Annotated in this window: 10 protein-coding genes; 3 read left to right on the top strand and 7 right to left on the bottom strand. The window is 54.6% G+C overall.

Features of this window, described 5'->3' with window-relative positions; all coding sequences use genetic code 11:
• Nucleotides 1–15: 15 nt before the first annotated feature.
• Nucleotides 16–930, bottom strand: a complete 915-nt coding sequence (locus tag MKX42_RS05365) for an ABC transporter permease (protein WP_235192024.1) — start codon at nt 928–930, stop codon at nt 16–18.
• Nucleotides 931–1,289: 359 nt separating this feature from the next.
• Between MKX42_RS05365 and MKX42_RS05360 the strand changes: the two genes are divergently transcribed.
• The 3 genes from MKX42_RS05360 (at nt 1,290) to MKX42_RS05350 (ending at nt 6,802) form a co-directional block, all read left to right on the top strand.
• Nucleotides 1,290–4,076 carry an alpha-mannosidase gene (locus MKX42_RS05360; protein WP_340751611.1) on the top strand — a complete coding sequence of 929 codons (2,787 nt, stop codon included), beginning with the start codon at nt 1,290–1,292 and terminating at the stop codon, nt 4,074–4,076.
• Nucleotides 4,073–5,353, top strand: coding sequence for a glycoside hydrolase family 125 protein (locus tag MKX42_RS05355; protein ID WP_340751610.1), 1,281 nt, complete (start codon nt 4,073–4,075; stop codon nt 5,351–5,353). The genes MKX42_RS05360 and MKX42_RS05355 overlap by 4 nt, the downstream gene beginning before the upstream one ends.
• Nucleotides 5,354–5,683: 330 nt before the next feature.
• The gene (locus MKX42_RS05350; RefSeq protein ID WP_340751609.1) at nt 5,684–6,802 is read left to right on the top strand and encodes an IS4 family transposase; all 1,119 of its coding nucleotides are present in this window, start codon (nt 5,684–5,686) and stop codon (nt 6,800–6,802) included.
• A 492-nt stretch (nt 6,803–7,294) separates the two neighbouring features.
• Here MKX42_RS05350 and deoC read toward each other — a convergent pair whose 3' ends face one another.
• The 6 genes from deoC to MKX42_RS05320 all read right to left on the bottom strand — a co-directional run bounded on the left by deoC (nt 7,295) and on the right by MKX42_RS05320 (nt 16,041).
• Complete coding sequence (gene deoC, locus MKX42_RS05345; RefSeq protein ID WP_339220409.1) at nt 7,295–7,972, bottom strand: deoxyribose-phosphate aldolase; 678 nt, start codon at nt 7,970–7,972, stop codon at nt 7,295–7,297.
• 150 nt (nt 7,973–8,122) lie between these two features.
• Nucleotides 8,123–9,880 (bottom strand): methyl-accepting chemotaxis protein, encoded by a 1,758-nt coding sequence (locus MKX42_RS05340; RefSeq protein ID WP_340751608.1) that lies wholly within the window; start codon nt 9,878–9,880, stop codon nt 8,123–8,125.
• A gap of 211 nt (nt 9,881–10,091) precedes the next feature.
• Nucleotides 10,092–11,546 carry a SulP family inorganic anion transporter gene (locus tag MKX42_RS05335; RefSeq protein ID WP_340751607.1) on the bottom strand — a complete coding sequence of 485 codons (1,455 nt, stop codon included), beginning with the start codon at nt 11,544–11,546 and terminating at the stop codon, nt 10,092–10,094.
• A gap of 41 nt (nt 11,547–11,587) precedes the next feature.
• Nucleotides 11,588–12,664, bottom strand: coding sequence for a bifunctional 3-deoxy-7-phosphoheptulonate synthase/chorismate mutase (locus MKX42_RS05330; protein WP_340751606.1), 1,077 nt, complete (start codon nt 12,662–12,664; stop codon nt 11,588–11,590).
• Between the two features lie 488 nt (nt 12,665–13,152).
• The gene (locus tag MKX42_RS05325; protein WP_340751605.1) at nt 13,153–15,429 is read right to left on the bottom strand and encodes a PAS domain S-box protein; all 2,277 of its coding nucleotides are present in this window, start codon (nt 15,427–15,429) and stop codon (nt 13,153–13,155) included.
• A gap of 210 nt (nt 15,430–15,639) precedes the next feature.
• On the bottom strand, nt 15,640–16,041 hold the full coding sequence (locus tag MKX42_RS05320) for a response regulator (protein WP_340751604.1): 402 nt from the start codon (nt 16,039–16,041) through the stop codon (nt 15,640–15,642).
• Nucleotides 16,042–16,166 lie beyond the last annotated feature (125 nt).

Genomic DNA, 16,166 nt, shown 5'->3' with positions numbered 1-16,166 from the left:
GACTTCAACTCCTTTCTACCAGAGGCTGTTCTCACTGGTGCGTTTGGCAATCCGGTTCACGGTAACGAGCAGTATTACATTGACCACCGAGTTGAACAATCCGACAGCCGTCGAGAAGCTGTATTGGGCGTTCACCAGACCGGCGCGGTAGACATAGGTGGATATGACATCGGAGGCTTCCATATTGAGCGAATTCTGCAGCAGCAGGATTTTCTCGAAGCCCAGGCCCAGAATGTTACCCATGTTCAGAATCAGCATGATTGTGATCGTAGGGATAATCGTCGGCAGATTGATATGCAGCACCCGCTTGATCCGGCTGGCTCCATCCACGATGGCCGCTTCATGCAGCTGTGGATCTACGCCCGACAGGGCCGCGAGATAGATGATCGTCCCCCACCCGGTGCTCTGCCAGACGCCCGAGAAGACATACACCGTTTTGAACCAGGCCGGATCGGTCAGGAACTGTGCGGGCTGGAAGCCCAGGAATTCAATCGCCCGGACAATCATTCCGCTGGAGGGCGACAGGAAGGTAATAATCATCCCCGCCATTACGACTACAGAAATGAAATGCGGCGCATAGGTAACCGTCTGGACCGACTTCTTGAACGGGCCGTTGCGGACCTCATTGAAGGCCAGGGCCAGAATGATCGGCAGCGGAAACCCGATGGCAAGCTCATAGAAGCTGATGCTGAACGTGTTCCACAGCAGATCCCAGAAGAAATAAGAATTGAAGAACCGTTCGAAATGGTCGAAGCCTACCCAGTCGCTGCCCGTAATTCCTTTGGAGGGTACGAAGTTCTTGAAGGCAATCTGAATGCCGTACATCGGACCATAATGAAAGATGAAGAAATACAGTAACGCGGGAAGCATGAACAGATAGAGCTCCCAATTCTGCCAGATTCGTTTGCCAAGGGACTTGTTCCCCTTCATTCTCCCACTCCTCTCTATGTTAGTTTTCATTACACATAAATCTGTATCCGCTTCGCATTCTTGCTATGGCCTTTCCTGCTAACGCTTACATCCCAAATTGTAGAGAAACTAAGCTGACATCGTAAATATGTAGGTTGTGCATTGTCATGTTAAAAGAGTGTAAAACCGCGCTGCTACGGGGCTTATGAGCTGAATAACTTCTACGGGCCGCTGCTGGCTGACTGCCGTAAATGTGTGAATTATGAACCCTCCTCCCCCCCTGCAAAAGTTACATATTGTGATCCTCCGGCAGGTATGCAAACATTTGCTACGAATGCCGACACTACAACACCCGACTGAAGATATAGGAGGTTTCTCTCATGACCCGTACAACTGCCCACCTGATCTCACACACTCATTGGGACCGGGAATGGTATATGCCTTACGAGCGTCACCATGTGCTGCTGGCGAAGCTGATGAACGAGCTGCTGGAGACGCTGGAGCAGGACGAGCGCTACCGGTACTTCCACCTGGACGGACAGACCATCATTATTGAAGATTATCTGCAGGTGCATCCTGAGCGGAGAGAGCAGCTGGAGCGGTTCATCCGCGAAGGCCGGATTGTCATCGGCCCCTGGTATGTGCTCCAGGATGAATTCCTGACCAGCTCCGAGGCCAATGTGCGCAATCTGCTGATCGGCCATCAGGATGCAGCGAAATATGGCGTGATCTCGAAGCTCGGGTACTTCCCCGATTCCTTTGGCAATATGGGCCAAGCCCCCCAGCTGCTCCAGCAGGCTGACATCGGGACTGCGGTGTTCGGCCGCGGCGTGAAGCCGACGGGCTTCGATAATATGGTCGGCGAGCTGAACAGCACCAGCTATGAATCCCCCTACTCCGAGATGTATTGGGAATCTCCAGACGGCTCTACTGTGCTGGGGCTGCTGTTTGCGAACTGGTACAGCAACGGCAACGAGGTGCCGGTGGATGCAGAGGAAGCCAAGGTCTTCTGGGACAAAAAAATCGCGGATGCCGGCAAATATGCCTCCACCCCGGAGCTGCTGTTCATGAACGGCTGTGATCATCAGCCGGTGCAGCGTGATCTCGCGGATGCGCTGGAGACGGCCCGGAAGCTGTATCCGGACACGGACTTCGTCCACTCCAGCTTCGAGCAGTATCTGAAGGCGCTGGCACCCTCGCTGCCTGAGGATCTGGTCACCGTGCACGGCGAGCTGCGCAGCCAGCATACGGACGGCTGGGGGACGCTGGTGAATACCGCTTCCGCCCGCGTCTACCTGAAGCAGCTCAACCAGCAGGGCCAGACGCTGCTGGAGAAGGGCGCAGAGCCGCTGGCGGCACTCGCTTATCTGGTCAGCGGGCAGGCCTACCCCCATGCCCTGCTGACCTATGCCTGGAAGACCCTGATGCAGAATCACCCGCATGACAGCATCTGCGGCTGCAGTGTGGATGAGGTCCACCGTGAGATGATCAGCCGCTTCGAGAAGAGCCGCCATGTAGGCGAAGCTATTATTGAAGACAGTCTGAGAGCGGTCTCCGCACAGATTGGAACCCGGAGTGTTGCGGCCTGGAGCGAAGCGGCCCGGCCGGTGACGGTCTTCAATACCACCGGCTGGGAACGCAGCGGAACAGTAAGCGTGGAGGTCATCTTCGCCAAGCGTTACTTCAAGGAAGGACCGAATCCGGCGGCGATTGCCGCAGCACTGGATCAGCTTCCGCTTGCGCTTGAGCAAGGGCGGCTGCTGGATGCTGAAGGGCGGCATGTGGCTTGCCGGGCGGAGGATCTGGGCACCCGGTTCGGCTATGAGCTGCCGGACGACCAGTTCCGCAAGCCCTATATGGCCCGGATCGTCCGGCTGACCTTCGAGGCTGCACAGGTGCCGCCGTTAGGCTACAGCACCTACGCCTGGGTAGAGTCGGCGGATGAGTCTGCCTGGGCTGCTGCTGAAGGTCCGCTTAAGCTGCTGGAACGTGGGATGGAGAATGACTTCCTGGCCGTTCAGATCCGCGAGGACGGTTCTTACGATGTGGCTGACAAGCGGACGGGCCGCAGCTTCACCGGACTCGGCGTCTATGAGAACTGCGGCGATATCGGGAATGAATACGTGTTCCGCCAGCCGGAGGGCGATGCTGCACTGACGACCAAGGGCCTTGCCGCCCGGATCTCGCTTACCGAGCATGAGCCTTACCGCATCACGTATGAAATCGTGCATGAATGGGCTATTCCCGCTTCCGCCGATGCTTCGTTCGAGGACGAGAAGCGCAGAATGGTGCCGTTCCGGCAGCGCAAGGCCGGACGCTCAACCGAGCAAGCTCCGCTGCGGATCGTGACACGGATCAGCCTGGAGACTGGCGGGACCGGCGTTCAGGTCTCTGCCGCGTTCAATAATCAGGCTAAGGACCACCGTCTGCGCGTGCTTGTCCCTACCGGGCTGGCTGCATCCACCCTTCGGGCCGATTCTATCTTTGAAGCCGCCGAGCGTGAGATCGAGCCGGCTGCGGACTGGATCAATCCGAGCAATGCCCAGCACCAGCAGGCTTACGTCAGTGTGTCGGACGGCAGCGCCGGACTGCTGGTGGCCAACAAAGGGCTGAACGAATATGAGGTGCTGCGGGACGGCAGCAAAACGATTGCTATCACCCTGCTGCGCAGCGTATCGGAGCTGGGCGACTGGGGCGTGTTCCCTACACCGGAAGCCCAGTGCCTCGGTGAGCAGACCGTTGAGTTCGCGGTCCGTCCATTCGCCGGGGATGCGGATTGGACGGAGGCCTGTGCCTGGGCATACCAGTATCAGGTACCTTGGTTCACGGTTCAGACCGGCTGGCAGGAGGGTTCCCTCCCTGCGGTCTATCAGCCGCTGGAGTGGCAGGGCCGCACCCTGGTGCTGTCCGCCTTCAAAATGTCCGCAGACCATGAGGACATTATTCTGCGCTGGTATAATCTGGCGGGAGTAGAGCAGGAGCTCGCGCTTACGCCGCATTTTCCGGTGGAGGCTGTCCATGCCAGTGATATTCTGGAACGGCGCAAACAGCGGGAAGCCTTGGATGAAGGTTCTCTCCGCCGCTCTGCCGGCCCCGCTCAAATCGTCACCTATGCCCTGCAACCGTACAACCCTAAATTCACTATGCCAGGAGGAGTTACACCATGAATCTGCCAGCTTCCATTACCGCCTATCTGAATGAGGCCGATGAACGGCTTGCCCACCACCCGAAACTGCAGCAGTTGTTCCGCAACTGCTTCCCGAACACGTTGGAGACCACGACCAAGCTGCTGGAAGACGGCACGACCTTCGTGTTCACCGGCGATATCCCGGCCATGTGGCTGCGCGATTCGACGGAGCAGGTGCGGCACTATATTCCTTTTGCCAAAAAGGACCCTGAATTGCAGCGGATTCTCCGCGGCCTGATTGCCCGCCAGATGTTCTATGTGAATATTGATCCGTACACCAATGCCTTCAACGAGACGGCAAGCGACAAGCATTACCGCGATACGGACGACTGTAATCTGAATCCGTGGATGTGGGAGCGCAAATATGAGCTGGACTCCCTCTGCTTCGTCGTTCAGCTGGCTTATATGTACTGGAAGGAAGCGGAGCAAACCGATATCTTCGATGCCGCCTGCTACCAGGCACTGACCTCCATCGTGAACACGATCGAGACTGAGCAGCATCACGGGGAGAAATCCCCATACCACTTCATCCGGCAGACGCTCCAGGATACGGAGACGCTGCACAATAACGGACGCGGGATGCCGGTCAACTACACCGGGATGAGCTGGTCGGGCTTCCGCCCGAGCGATGACAGCTGCGAATTCGGCTACAATATTCCCTCGAATATGTTCGCTGTGGTCATTCTGGGGTATATCGGCGAGATGGCAAGCGAGGTATACCAGGACGAGCGGCTGGCGGCGAGAGCGGCGAAGCTGCGCAAGGAGATCGACTTCGGCATCCGTACCTACGGCATCGTGACCCATCCGAAATACGGCAGAATCTACGCCTATGAGACGGACGGTTACGGCAATTACTCGCTGATGGACGATGCCGGAACCCCAGGGCTGATCTCTATTCCTTACATTGGTTACGTGGGCGTAGAGGATGAGATCTATCAGAACACCCGCCGGTTCGCGCTCAGCTTCGATAACCCCTTCTATTTCGAGGGCAAGCACGCCAAGGGCATCGGCAGTCCGCACACCCCGGGCGGTTACGTATGGCATATGGCGCTGTCCATGCAGGCGCTGACGGCGGACAACGATGAGGAGATCAAGGAGCTGATCGACATGCTGATCCGCACCGACGCCGATACCGGCTACATGCACGAGGGCTTCCACCCGGATAACCCTGCTGACTTCTCACGCGAATGGTTCGCCTGGTCCAACAGCCTGTTCGCTACGCTGATCGGCAAGGCGATGGATAAGGGGCTGGTTTAGGGCCTGATTTAGGGGCAGTTTCGTCGTCGCGCAGACTCTAGTTGTAGTTTGTACAGCTATAATTCCCCATTTTACGCAAAAGACGGCTAAACGCTGTTTTTAATTGTACCGAATACAATTAAGCCTACGTTCCAAAGCAGACGCCTGCTCGGGTATGCGGGTAAGCTTCCTCTATCCCCCGGAGAACCCTGAACGGTTAGCTCATCCTGCAACAAGCAAGCAAGTGGAATAACGTTAAGCCTGTTGATTACCCAAAAAAAGGTAGCAAAAAGGCCGCCATTTCGATAAAGTGTTTGTACCCCTACAAACCTTCCGAAACGAGGCGGCCTCATGAAAAAGTCTACTTCAATTTCAAACATTCTGCAATTGGTGATTCCCGAGGAAAAACTACGTCCGATTCTGGAAGAATTAAACTATATTGATGTTGCGCGTAAATTTACCGTGTATGATTTGTTTTTGTTTCTAGCTGAAGCAGCGTTTCAGCAGTGGGACGGGTACCGAGACGGCGCGCAACGGATGTCCCTTCAGGGACAACGTGCGGTGAATTATTCGACGCTTTCCAAAAAGGCTAAAGAGGTTCCTTTCTCCTTATTTAAGCGTCTATTGAAACTCATGATAGGGCTCTGTAATCGGAAGGCCAAGCGGTCACTCGGTATTCCGAAAGAACTGTTAATCGTGGATTCAACCACCATTTCGGTCGGTCAAGGCCGCTTGCCTTGGGCACAAATTAAAGGCAGAAAAGCAGGCGTTAAGCTGCATGTCGGATTACTTGGGGACTCGAATGAATTGCACAAAGTGACGGAGACCCCGGCTGTACAGCATGATTTAAACAGTTGCGCCTTCCTGCTCGACAGCCAATATATTTTGGTGGCAGACCGCGCTTACGGGAAGCACAAGCTGTTTGACAGCTATCAAGAGAAGAAAGAGCGGCAATATTTTGTCATTCGGCTTAAGGATAACACCACGCTCGTGAATCCGGTCCCGCGCCTGCGAAATCGCCCATTTGAGGGAAGTATCGAGCAGGATTTGACGTGCCAATTAGGAAAGGTTAAGGCGCTCAGCAAGAATCAGTTTCGGGTGGTGATTCTTAAAGATCCTAAAGGGAATCCCGTCATTCTTGCGACAAATCTGCACTGGCACTCCCCCGAAGCCATAGCAGACATCTATAAGAAACGTTGGCAGATTGAAGTATTTTTTCGTTGGATTAAGCAGCATTTAAACATTCCCAAGTTATTTGGAACCACAGAAAATGCAGTATATGGGCAGCTATACGTGGCTTTATTGGTGTATGTGTTGCTAAAGTTTCTGTTTGAACAGGGAAATAGTACTGTGCATGTTAGCGCTAGATTAACGTTCGCCGAGTTTGATCGATTATTTACGCTGCAAAAGCTACCTGTGGAGTGGAAGATTTATTTAGCTCATGTTACTGACATTATCACCAAAATATAGGTAATCAACAGGCTTAGAATAACGTATCTTAGTTCGCCGATATGAACGGAGTTACCGGTAACAGGTGGAAAAACAGCAACTAATATAGTTAGTTTATGCTACTTTGCACGAATAGGGAGAATTTAAGTGTTGTTTATCCAACTACTGGTTCGGCAGCGTTCATTCACTCATCAGCAGATGGAGGAAATCCATCTATTATACTTCTTCTAAACAGAAAACGGCTGCGTCCCCCCTTGACATCAAGGAGGCCGCAGCCGTTTATTGGTCTATGTAGATTGAACTTGGAATACAGACAGGGGAAACGTGACGGAAGAGAATTTTGGAACTGTAGGAGCGTCAGCGTCCGCCTTTGTCACCGGATTTCTCCCGCAAACAGCGAGTTAAATCAAAAAATCCGGGGACAACAGCGGCCGGAGGGCCAAACATTCTTTGGAGTCACGCCATTCCCGGGACAAAAAAATTACAAGTACAATCTATATATCTGTGTTCAGCTTAGTAGCCGCTCTGGCTCTGCTCGCCCTTGGCAATCGCTACGCCGCCGCTGGTTCCGATCCGGCTGGCGCCTGCGCCGATCATCACGAGCGCGTCTTCCGCGCTGCGGACACCGCCGGAGGCCTTCACGCCGATCTCAGGGCCGACCGTTGCCCGCATCAGGGCGATATCTTCCTTTGTTGCCCCGCCGGTCGAGAAGCCGGTTGAGGTCTTCACGAAGTCTGCGCCCGCTTCTACAGCAAGCTTGCAGGCACGGACCTTCTCCTCTTCAGTCAGCAGGCAGGCCTCAATAATGACCTTGGTCAATGCTTTGCCGCGCGCGGCTTCGACTACAGCAACCATATCGCGCTTCACCAGCTCGTCATTGCCGTCCTTCAGTGCACCGATATTAATGACCATATCTACCTCACCGGCACCGTTCGCAATGGCATCCTTCGTCTCAAAAGCCTTAGCCTCCGGAGTCGATGCTCCCAGCGGGAAGCCGATTACTGTACACACCTTCACTTCTGGTGTATCCTTCAGCACGGCATGCGCAGTAGCTACCCAAGCCGGATTCACGCACACAGAGGCGAATTTGTAGGCTTTAGCCTCTTCGGCAAGCTTGATAATATCGTCTTTCCGGGCATCCGCCTTCAGCAGCGTATGATCAATAATCCCGGATATTGTAGTTTCACTCATGTTCAATTCCTCCATATAATCGGTAATAGATGTTCACATCCCTTGTAATCATACCAATAGTCGGACGCTTTTGAAAGCTGGAGGGCATAACATCTGGTAATTCTGTATCTACTCCGGGCAGTATAGATCAAGCCCATCGGCCCTCTAGCCCTATACATTCACCTGCCGGATGGCCTCCCGCAGATCACCTGTACTCGCGCTGACGCTCAGCGAAGCCTCATAGACTTCTTTGATTCGCGCCAATTGCAGATCGGTCAGCTCACGGATCTCCCGGGTCTGCTCCGAGACCTCTCCGGCAATATCGGCCATGCTGCCCACCACTGCCGCAACCTCCTCCGAGCCGGCGGAGAGCTGCTCCGCTGTCGCCGACACATCAATGATCTGTCCGGCCACCTCCCGGAAGGCGGCGGAGGCCTCCAGCAGAGCAGCCTCCGCCTCGGCTGACATCCGCACCCCTTCCTTCACTTCAGCGGACGCTTCCGTCATCTGTACCCCGATGCTTGCGGAAGCCTGGCCGATCTGCATCAGCAGCTCGGCCACCCGCTCGACTGAGGCTGCGGAGCCTTCTGCCAGCTTGCGTACTTCACCGGCTACGACAGTGAAGCCTCTGCCGTGCTCCCCCGCACGCGCCGCCTCAATGGAAGTATTCAACGCAAGCAGCTTCGTCTGATCCGCAGACTGCCTGATCGCAGCCAGCGCGCCTTCAATCTCATCCGTGTACCCTTGCAGCCGCTGCACAATATCCAGCGTCTCCCCGGTGGATACAGAGATCGATTTCATCTGCTGATTAGTGTGGCTCATGGCCGTCTGGGACGCCTCTGCAATGTCCAGCGCCTTGACTGCGAATTCCGAGACCGCAGCCGAAGCCTCCGAGATGCGCGAGATGCCCAGCGCCATTTCATCCATAGCCACAGCGCTGCTCTGTGCGCCTTCCGTCTGCGAGTTAGCCCCGGCATGGATATCACTGATTCTGCCGCTCACCGTCTCACTCATCTTCAGCACATCATCGGCATTCCTGGCGAAGGTCTCGGAGGAGCCGTAGAGACTATCCGATGCGGTAGATACCCCGGATACCATCCCTTTCACTCTGGCATTCAAATCCCCTGACATCTGGAGCATCGCCTGATAAGCCCTGCCAATCTCATCCCGGGAGTTAACCGGACGGGCTTGCAGGATAAGTGCTGCCCCGGCGAGATCCCCTCCAGCCATAGCACCTGCACTTTGTGTAATCGTCTTCAGCGGACGCAAGGACCGGGAGACGAACCAGGCCAGCACCGCGAGTGCTCCCAGAGACAGAGCTAGAATAATACTATAGAGAGGCAGGCTCTCCATCAGAACATCACGGGTCAGCGTACTAAGCACAGCAACATCCGTATCAATGCCCAGCGCCCCGACCAGCTTCCCAGCGGTGTCCTTCATAGGAACGAATGCCGAGATATAATCCCCGTATTCAGGATTGCTGATCAGCGGCGTGCTGGCATTCTCTCCGGCAAGCACAGCCGTAACTGCGGCCGCAGGCATATCGGTACTCTCATTAATCCCCGAAGCCAGCGGGTCTCCCTCCGGCCTGCCGTCAATCATCAGCTGCGGCTGGCGGGCATCATCAATCCGCACAAAATATACATAACGGGCACCAATCGACTTCCGGAACTGATCCAGTTCATGGCGGAGCGACCAATACAGGTCCGACTCCTGCCGATCGGCCAGGAATTCACTGTAGCGCCCGGCATCAATCTGCGTCACATAATGGCTGGCAATACTCATGTTGTAGCTGCTGATCGTCCCTTTGACCGCTGATCCGGTGTTCACCCACTGAATGGCGGCATTGCCTGCTGTAATGCAGAGAATCACAACGGTCATAACACAGAGAATACGGGCAATCAGTCTGGTTCGGATAAAAGAAAACATGGAGGCCTTCCCTTTCGCGCATCACAATTGCGTGGTTATAGTAGGGCCATCCGAAGAAGCAATGACAAATGTCCCTCTACCGGAAAATTTCGACAAACTTTTCAAAAATCCTTTTCTAAAGGCCGCATGGACTATTAAAATTTGTATATTTCAAAAAAAGGCTGCTTCTGAAGCCCAATCGCTCCAAAAACAGCCTTCTGTCCTTGATCCGTCAATGGCCGCCCGAAGACGACAATCCAACCCGCTGTACCAGCCGGGCACTTTCTTCATTTAGACCCGTGAGAGTGACCTTAGTGCCCAAAGCCGCGTATTTGTCCATCGTCTTGGCAATGGCCCCTACCGCCGACTGATCCCACACATGGGAACGGCTGAAATCGATAATGACCTGCGCCGGATCACTATCATACATGAATTCATTCACGAAATGGCTCGTGGTTCCGAAGAACAGCTGACCCGATACCCGATAAGTCGTTACAGATGCCGTAGTATGAACACTCAGCTGGAGGGACGCAATTTTCCAGGCAAAAGACAAAGCACTCAGCAGCACGCCGAACAGCACGCCGATCGACAGGTTATCGGTAGCTACTACTGTAATCACAGTGACCACCATGACCAGGGCATCGCTTAGCGGAACTCTCCGCAAGGAGGTCAGAGACTTCCATTCGAAGGTGCTGATGCAGACCATAATCATTACACCGACCAGTGCGCCCATAGGAATCTTTTTGACAACATCACCCAGCACAAGAATCAGGAACAATAGGAAGATCCCGGAGACAAAAGTGGACAAGCGTGTCCGTCCGCCCGACTTCATATTGACCATCGACTGGCCGATCATCGCGCAGCCCGCCATGCCTCCGAAGAAGCCGGTCACGATGTTGGCCAGCCCCTGCCCCTTCGCTTCCCGGTTCTTATCGCTGCCGGTGCCCGTGATATCATCAATCAGCGTGGCTGTCATCAGCGATTCCAGTAATCCGACGACCGCGAGTGAGAGCGAATACGGCAGTATAATCAGCAGCGTATCCAGCGTCAAGGGAAGGCTCGGCAGATGGAATACCGGCAGAGCTGAGGTAATAGTCCCCATATCGCCCACGGTTCTTACCTCCAGACCCAGCACAATGCTGAGTACCGAGACTACGACAATGGCGACCAGCGCCGACGGCACCGCCTTGGTGATCCGGGGAACCGTATAGATGATGACCAGCGTAAGAGCTACGAGTGCGTACATGATCCAGCCCTGTCCCTCAAAATGCACCAGCTGAGCCATAAAGATCAGAATCGCCAGCGCGTTGACAAAGCCCGTCATGACCGGCTGCGGCAGGAAGGTGATGAACCGGCCCAGCTTCAGCAGTCCCATCACAATCTGCAGGATGCCTGCCAGCACCGTAGCCGCGAACAGATACTCAATGCCGTGCGACAGCACCAGGCTGCCGACCAGGAGCGCCATCGCTCCTGTCGCCGCCGAGATCATCCCCGGCCGCCCGCCGGCGAAGGCCGTTACAATAGCAATACAGAAGGAGGCGTACAAACCAACCATAGGGCTTACGCCAGCAAGGATGGAGAAAGCAATCGCTTCAGGAATTAAGGCAATAGCCACGGTCATGCCCGATAAAATATCACTCCGTGTGTTGGAGAACCAACCGTTGTTGTATGAGACGAATTGCTTCAAAATTTCAGTTCCTCCTAGTACCTGAATTCACCCTATTCAATTTAACGGTATAATCCCGAAGCCTTCACTTCATTGAAGAAGGTGTTGAACTCCTCAATATTAAGCTGCTGCGCCGCATCGGACAAGGCGGTAGCCGGATCAGGATGCACCTCGACCATAATCCCGTCGGCTCCGGCAGCGAGCGCGGCCTTGGCACATGGAATCAGGATATCCTTGCGTCCGGTGGAATGGGTGACATCGACCAGCACCGGCAGATGGCATTCCTGCTTGAGAATCGGCACCGCCGAGATATCCAGCGTATTGCGCGTCGACCGCTCATAAGTGCGGATACCGCGTTCAATCAGCATAATCTCCATATTACCGCGGGACATAATATATTCTGCCGCATGAACGAATTCATCCAGCGTGGCGGATAGTCCGCGCTTCAGCAGCACCGGCTTGTTCACTTCCCCTACCGCCTTCAGCAGCTCGAAGTTGTGCATGTTCCGTGCACCCACCTGAATGACATCCACATAATCCAGTGCTTCTTCAATATGCCGGGGATCGACAATCTCACTGATCGTGAGCAGCCCGTATTCATTCGCCGCTTCACGCAGAATCCGCAGGCCATCCATGCCCAGTCCCTGGAAATCATACGGTGAGGTCCGGGGTTTGAAGGCGCCGCCGCGCATAACCTTGACGCCTGCCTTCTGCAGGGCCGCAGCGACCGTACGTGTCTGCAGCTCGCTCTCGACCGAGCATGGACCAGCCACCATCAGCGAGGATAATCCGCCTACTGTAACGCCGCCCGGCAGCTCAATAACTGTATCCTCCGCATGGTCTTTGCGCGCTACCAGCAGGGTCTTCTTATGCTCCGTACTTTGCAGATCAAGCGAAGCAGAGAAAATCTGCTTGAACAGCGTGCGGATCGTTCCATCCGTGAACGGCCCCTTATTGCCTGCGACCATTTTCTCCAGCATCGCCTTCTCCCGTTCAGGATCGAACTTCGGCACGCCCTGCTTCTCTTTGAGCACTCCAATCTCCTGAACGATACTGGCACGCTCCGAGATCAGCTCCAGCAGCTGACCGTTAATCTCATCCAATCTTGCTCTCAGCTCATCCAATTCCACATTACTCATTCCAAGACACTCCTTTGTGTAGTTAATAGTTAAGGCTATGAACGAACGCAAAAAGACCCCCCGCCGCAAGGGACGAGGAGCCGTGGTACCACCCTTATTTAGAGCTGAATCCTGCTGACGCATCAGCACCTGACGGCATACCCGAAGGATACCGGCCAGTCGATTCATTCTGTCTTACATCCGTTAACGCAGGAAGCGGGCCACCCTACCCATAACTGCTGCAGCAGTGTACTTCAGGGACCGACTCGGAAGTGAACTTCGGCACTAAGCGTCTAATGGGGGTGCTCTCAGTCTCCGGCACGCCTTCCCTGTTATAATCCGCTATGAAGTACTTACTCTCTTCGTCATTGTCATTACAAGGTATATCGGTGCTGCTTATGCACCAGTTTCTGCTATCTTAATCAAAAAGACTTCCATATGCAAGATAGCACAGCACTGCATTGCAGCTTTAACTTAGTATTGTGATTATTCTGTGAAGAGAGAACTGCTTAATCCTGGTCCGCAAAAAATTTCCCGATGACCTTGGCAATGCTGTCGCTTCTCAGCGGTTTGCTGATATACTCGTCCATCCCTGCTTCAAGGCATAACTCCCGGTCGCCCTTGAGCGCGTTGGCCGTCACTGCAATAATGACCGGCTGCTGATCTGCCGGGTGTTCTGCCCTGATGGCAGCCGTGGCCTCCAGGCCGTTCATCCCGGGCATCTGCACATCCATGAAGATGAGATCATAGCCGTGACGGGCCGTCATATCGACCGCCTGCCGCCCGTCCTCGGCCACATCGACGGCAAAGCCGCGCTTCTCCAGGATTTTGCGCAGGACGATCTGGTTGATCACATTGTCCTCGGCTACCAGAATATGCAGGGACTGGCCTGCTGAATGCTGCTCCGGCAGGTTCCCCTCCGGCCCTTCAGCCGGAAACGCCTGTGCTTCAGGCTGGATAACCACGGTGAACACAAAGGTCGCCCCTTGCTCTGCAGCTGTATCCAGATAGATCTCTCCGCCCATCCGCTCGACCAATTGCTTGCTGATCGCCAGCCCCAGACCTGTGCCTTCCCCCTGGCGGCCCCTGAAATGCTCCAGCTGATAGAACGGCTCGAACAAGCGGCTGCGGGCCTCCTCGGGAATGCCGCTACCCGTATCCGCCACGGTGAACTGGAGCGTTACTCCTGCCGGGCCATCAGCAATGCGCTTTACGCTTACCTTTACCCCGCCGGTACAGGTGAACTTCACAGCATTGCCAGCCAGATTGAGCAGAATCTGCTTCAGCCGCTCTCCGTCCCCGATCAGCCGCTGCGGCACATCCGGCCCGGTCTCCACGCTAAGGATCAGCCCCTTGCGCTCCGCCTTGAGCTGAAGCAGCTCCAGCGCGGAATCCATGCAGTGCTGGAGAATGAACGGCTCGTCCTGGAGTGAGATTTTGCCTGCCTCAATCTTGGAAAGATCGAGAATGTCGTTGATGATATTGAGCAGGGATTCGCCGCTCTGGCGGATAATCTCCAGGAACTCCCGCTGCTGGGACCCCGGCTCACTGCTCTCCAGCAGCAGGTCGGTCATCCCGATCACCCCGTTCATCGGGGTACGGATTTCGTGGCTCATCATGGCCAGGAACTCACTTTTGGCGCGGTTCGTATTCTCCGCGGTCTCCTTAGCAATCAGCAGCTGCTTCTGCTCGGTAATATCCTTGACGATAATATAAAAGCCTACGTTAGACTCGTTGATAATAATCGGCGCAAGGGTGGTCAGAACCTCCACAGAATGCCCGTCCTTATGCCAGATCAGGTTGATATCCTGTCCCGCAGAGCCGCTCTGCCGGCGGGGACCAATTACATTCTGCAGCTGCCGCTCGCCGATGATCCGGCTGACACTCATGCCCACCATCTCGGCGATCGTATACCCTGTCAGCCGTACCGCCTGTTCATTCCCGTTAATAATATGGCCTTCCAGGTCCAGCGATATGATCGCGTCATGATTATATTTCTTCAGCGAGGTATACCGCTCGACCGACTCCTGAAGCTTCTGCTCCACAATCTTGCGCCGGGTCACATCGCGGCCGACAGCCAGCACCCCGCGCTCCCCGCTGTCTTCCACTGTTCTCAGGGAGAATTCAATCCAGATATATCGCCCATTCGCATGTAATATCCGCAGCTGGACATCAGGCGAGTCAGCCATCTGCTGCGCGCTGATTAAGGCCAGATCCTCAGGGTGAACCAATCTGCTGTTGTCCCGGCCGATCAGCTCCTCCGGTCTATACCCGAGCACCTCTTCCACTGAGGGGGAGCAATAGCGGCAGACTGAGCCCGCCGCTGCATAGTAGACAATGTCCCTGATGTTGCCGGCAATCAGCTGGTACAGGCGCTCAGGTGTCGCGGGGAGTGCCTCCGCCGGTGCCGCAAGCGGCCTCCCAGCCAAGTGAACCATATAATACAGCCCTTCTCCCGTCGCAGGCTCGCTCACCCTCGCCACATGCAGCAGCACCGGAACGGCAGAGCCGTCCACATGGTGCAGCTTGATTTCGGCTTCAAAAAAAGGGGCTGCTCCTGTCCTGAGGCTCCCCATCCTGTAACTATGTATGTGCAAGCTATCTTCATCCCAGAACGCTGAGAAGCTGCGTCCCAGCAGCTGTTCTTCGGAATATCCGAGCAAGAGGGTTACCGCCGGATTTACTTTCATCCATTCTTCAGCCATGGAAAGAAAGGCTACTCCGGCAGTTCCTGTCTTAAATGCCTGTTCAAATGGAGAAGACGACTCCGTATGCTGCCCTAGCATAAGATCCACCGCCCGTTATGAAGTATTAGATGCAATTCTGTTATATTAAATCTGCAATATAAATATCTTGCATATTCGGGCGAAAGTCAAATCATTATGTCGAATACAAATAATTCCTTATTCAGCGGATTACAGCAGCCCGTGAACCCGCCGCCAGACAGAGATCTCCCCAGTTCCCCACCTTAATCAATCCCTTGTTGCTTTTTCGAGCTAAATCTTCTGTAGGTCTTCTCCGTAGAGCAGCCTTTTCACGGTTTCGGTGAACGCTTTAACCTGAAAGGGCTTGGTGATATATTCGGCAAAGCCCTTCTTCCGGGCCTTTTCAATATCCGAGCTTTGCGCAAACGCACTGGTCGCCAGCACCGGAATATGACAAGTCGCCTGATCCTGCTGCAGTATTTCCAGTGCTTCATATCCGTTAAGTCCGGGAAGCCCGATATCCAGGATGATCAGATCCGGCAGAGATTCCCGTGCCATGTGTAATCCGAGCTCTGCCGTTTCAGCTTTCAGCAGCAATACGGAGGGCAGATTTCTTTTGAAGATGTGGTGTACTAAGGCCATATTGAGCTGATTATCTTCTACATATAATACCGTCCACTTGCACTCCTCCATCCAGCTTATCCTCCTAAAAAGTCTCAGCACCCCTAACTGCAGATGGGCAGAAAATAAAAAAACCGAAGAAAGGGACCATTCCCCCTTCTTCGGCTCATGTTCGGCTCATTCGCATGTCCGACTCA

The sequence above is a fragment of the Paenibacillus sp. FSL R7-0204 genome, assembly GCF_038002225.1.
Taxonomy (GTDB): Bacteria; Bacillota; Bacilli; order Paenibacillales; family Paenibacillaceae; genus Paenibacillus_AQ.
This window is presented reverse-complemented; position numbering and strand designations above follow the sequence as displayed.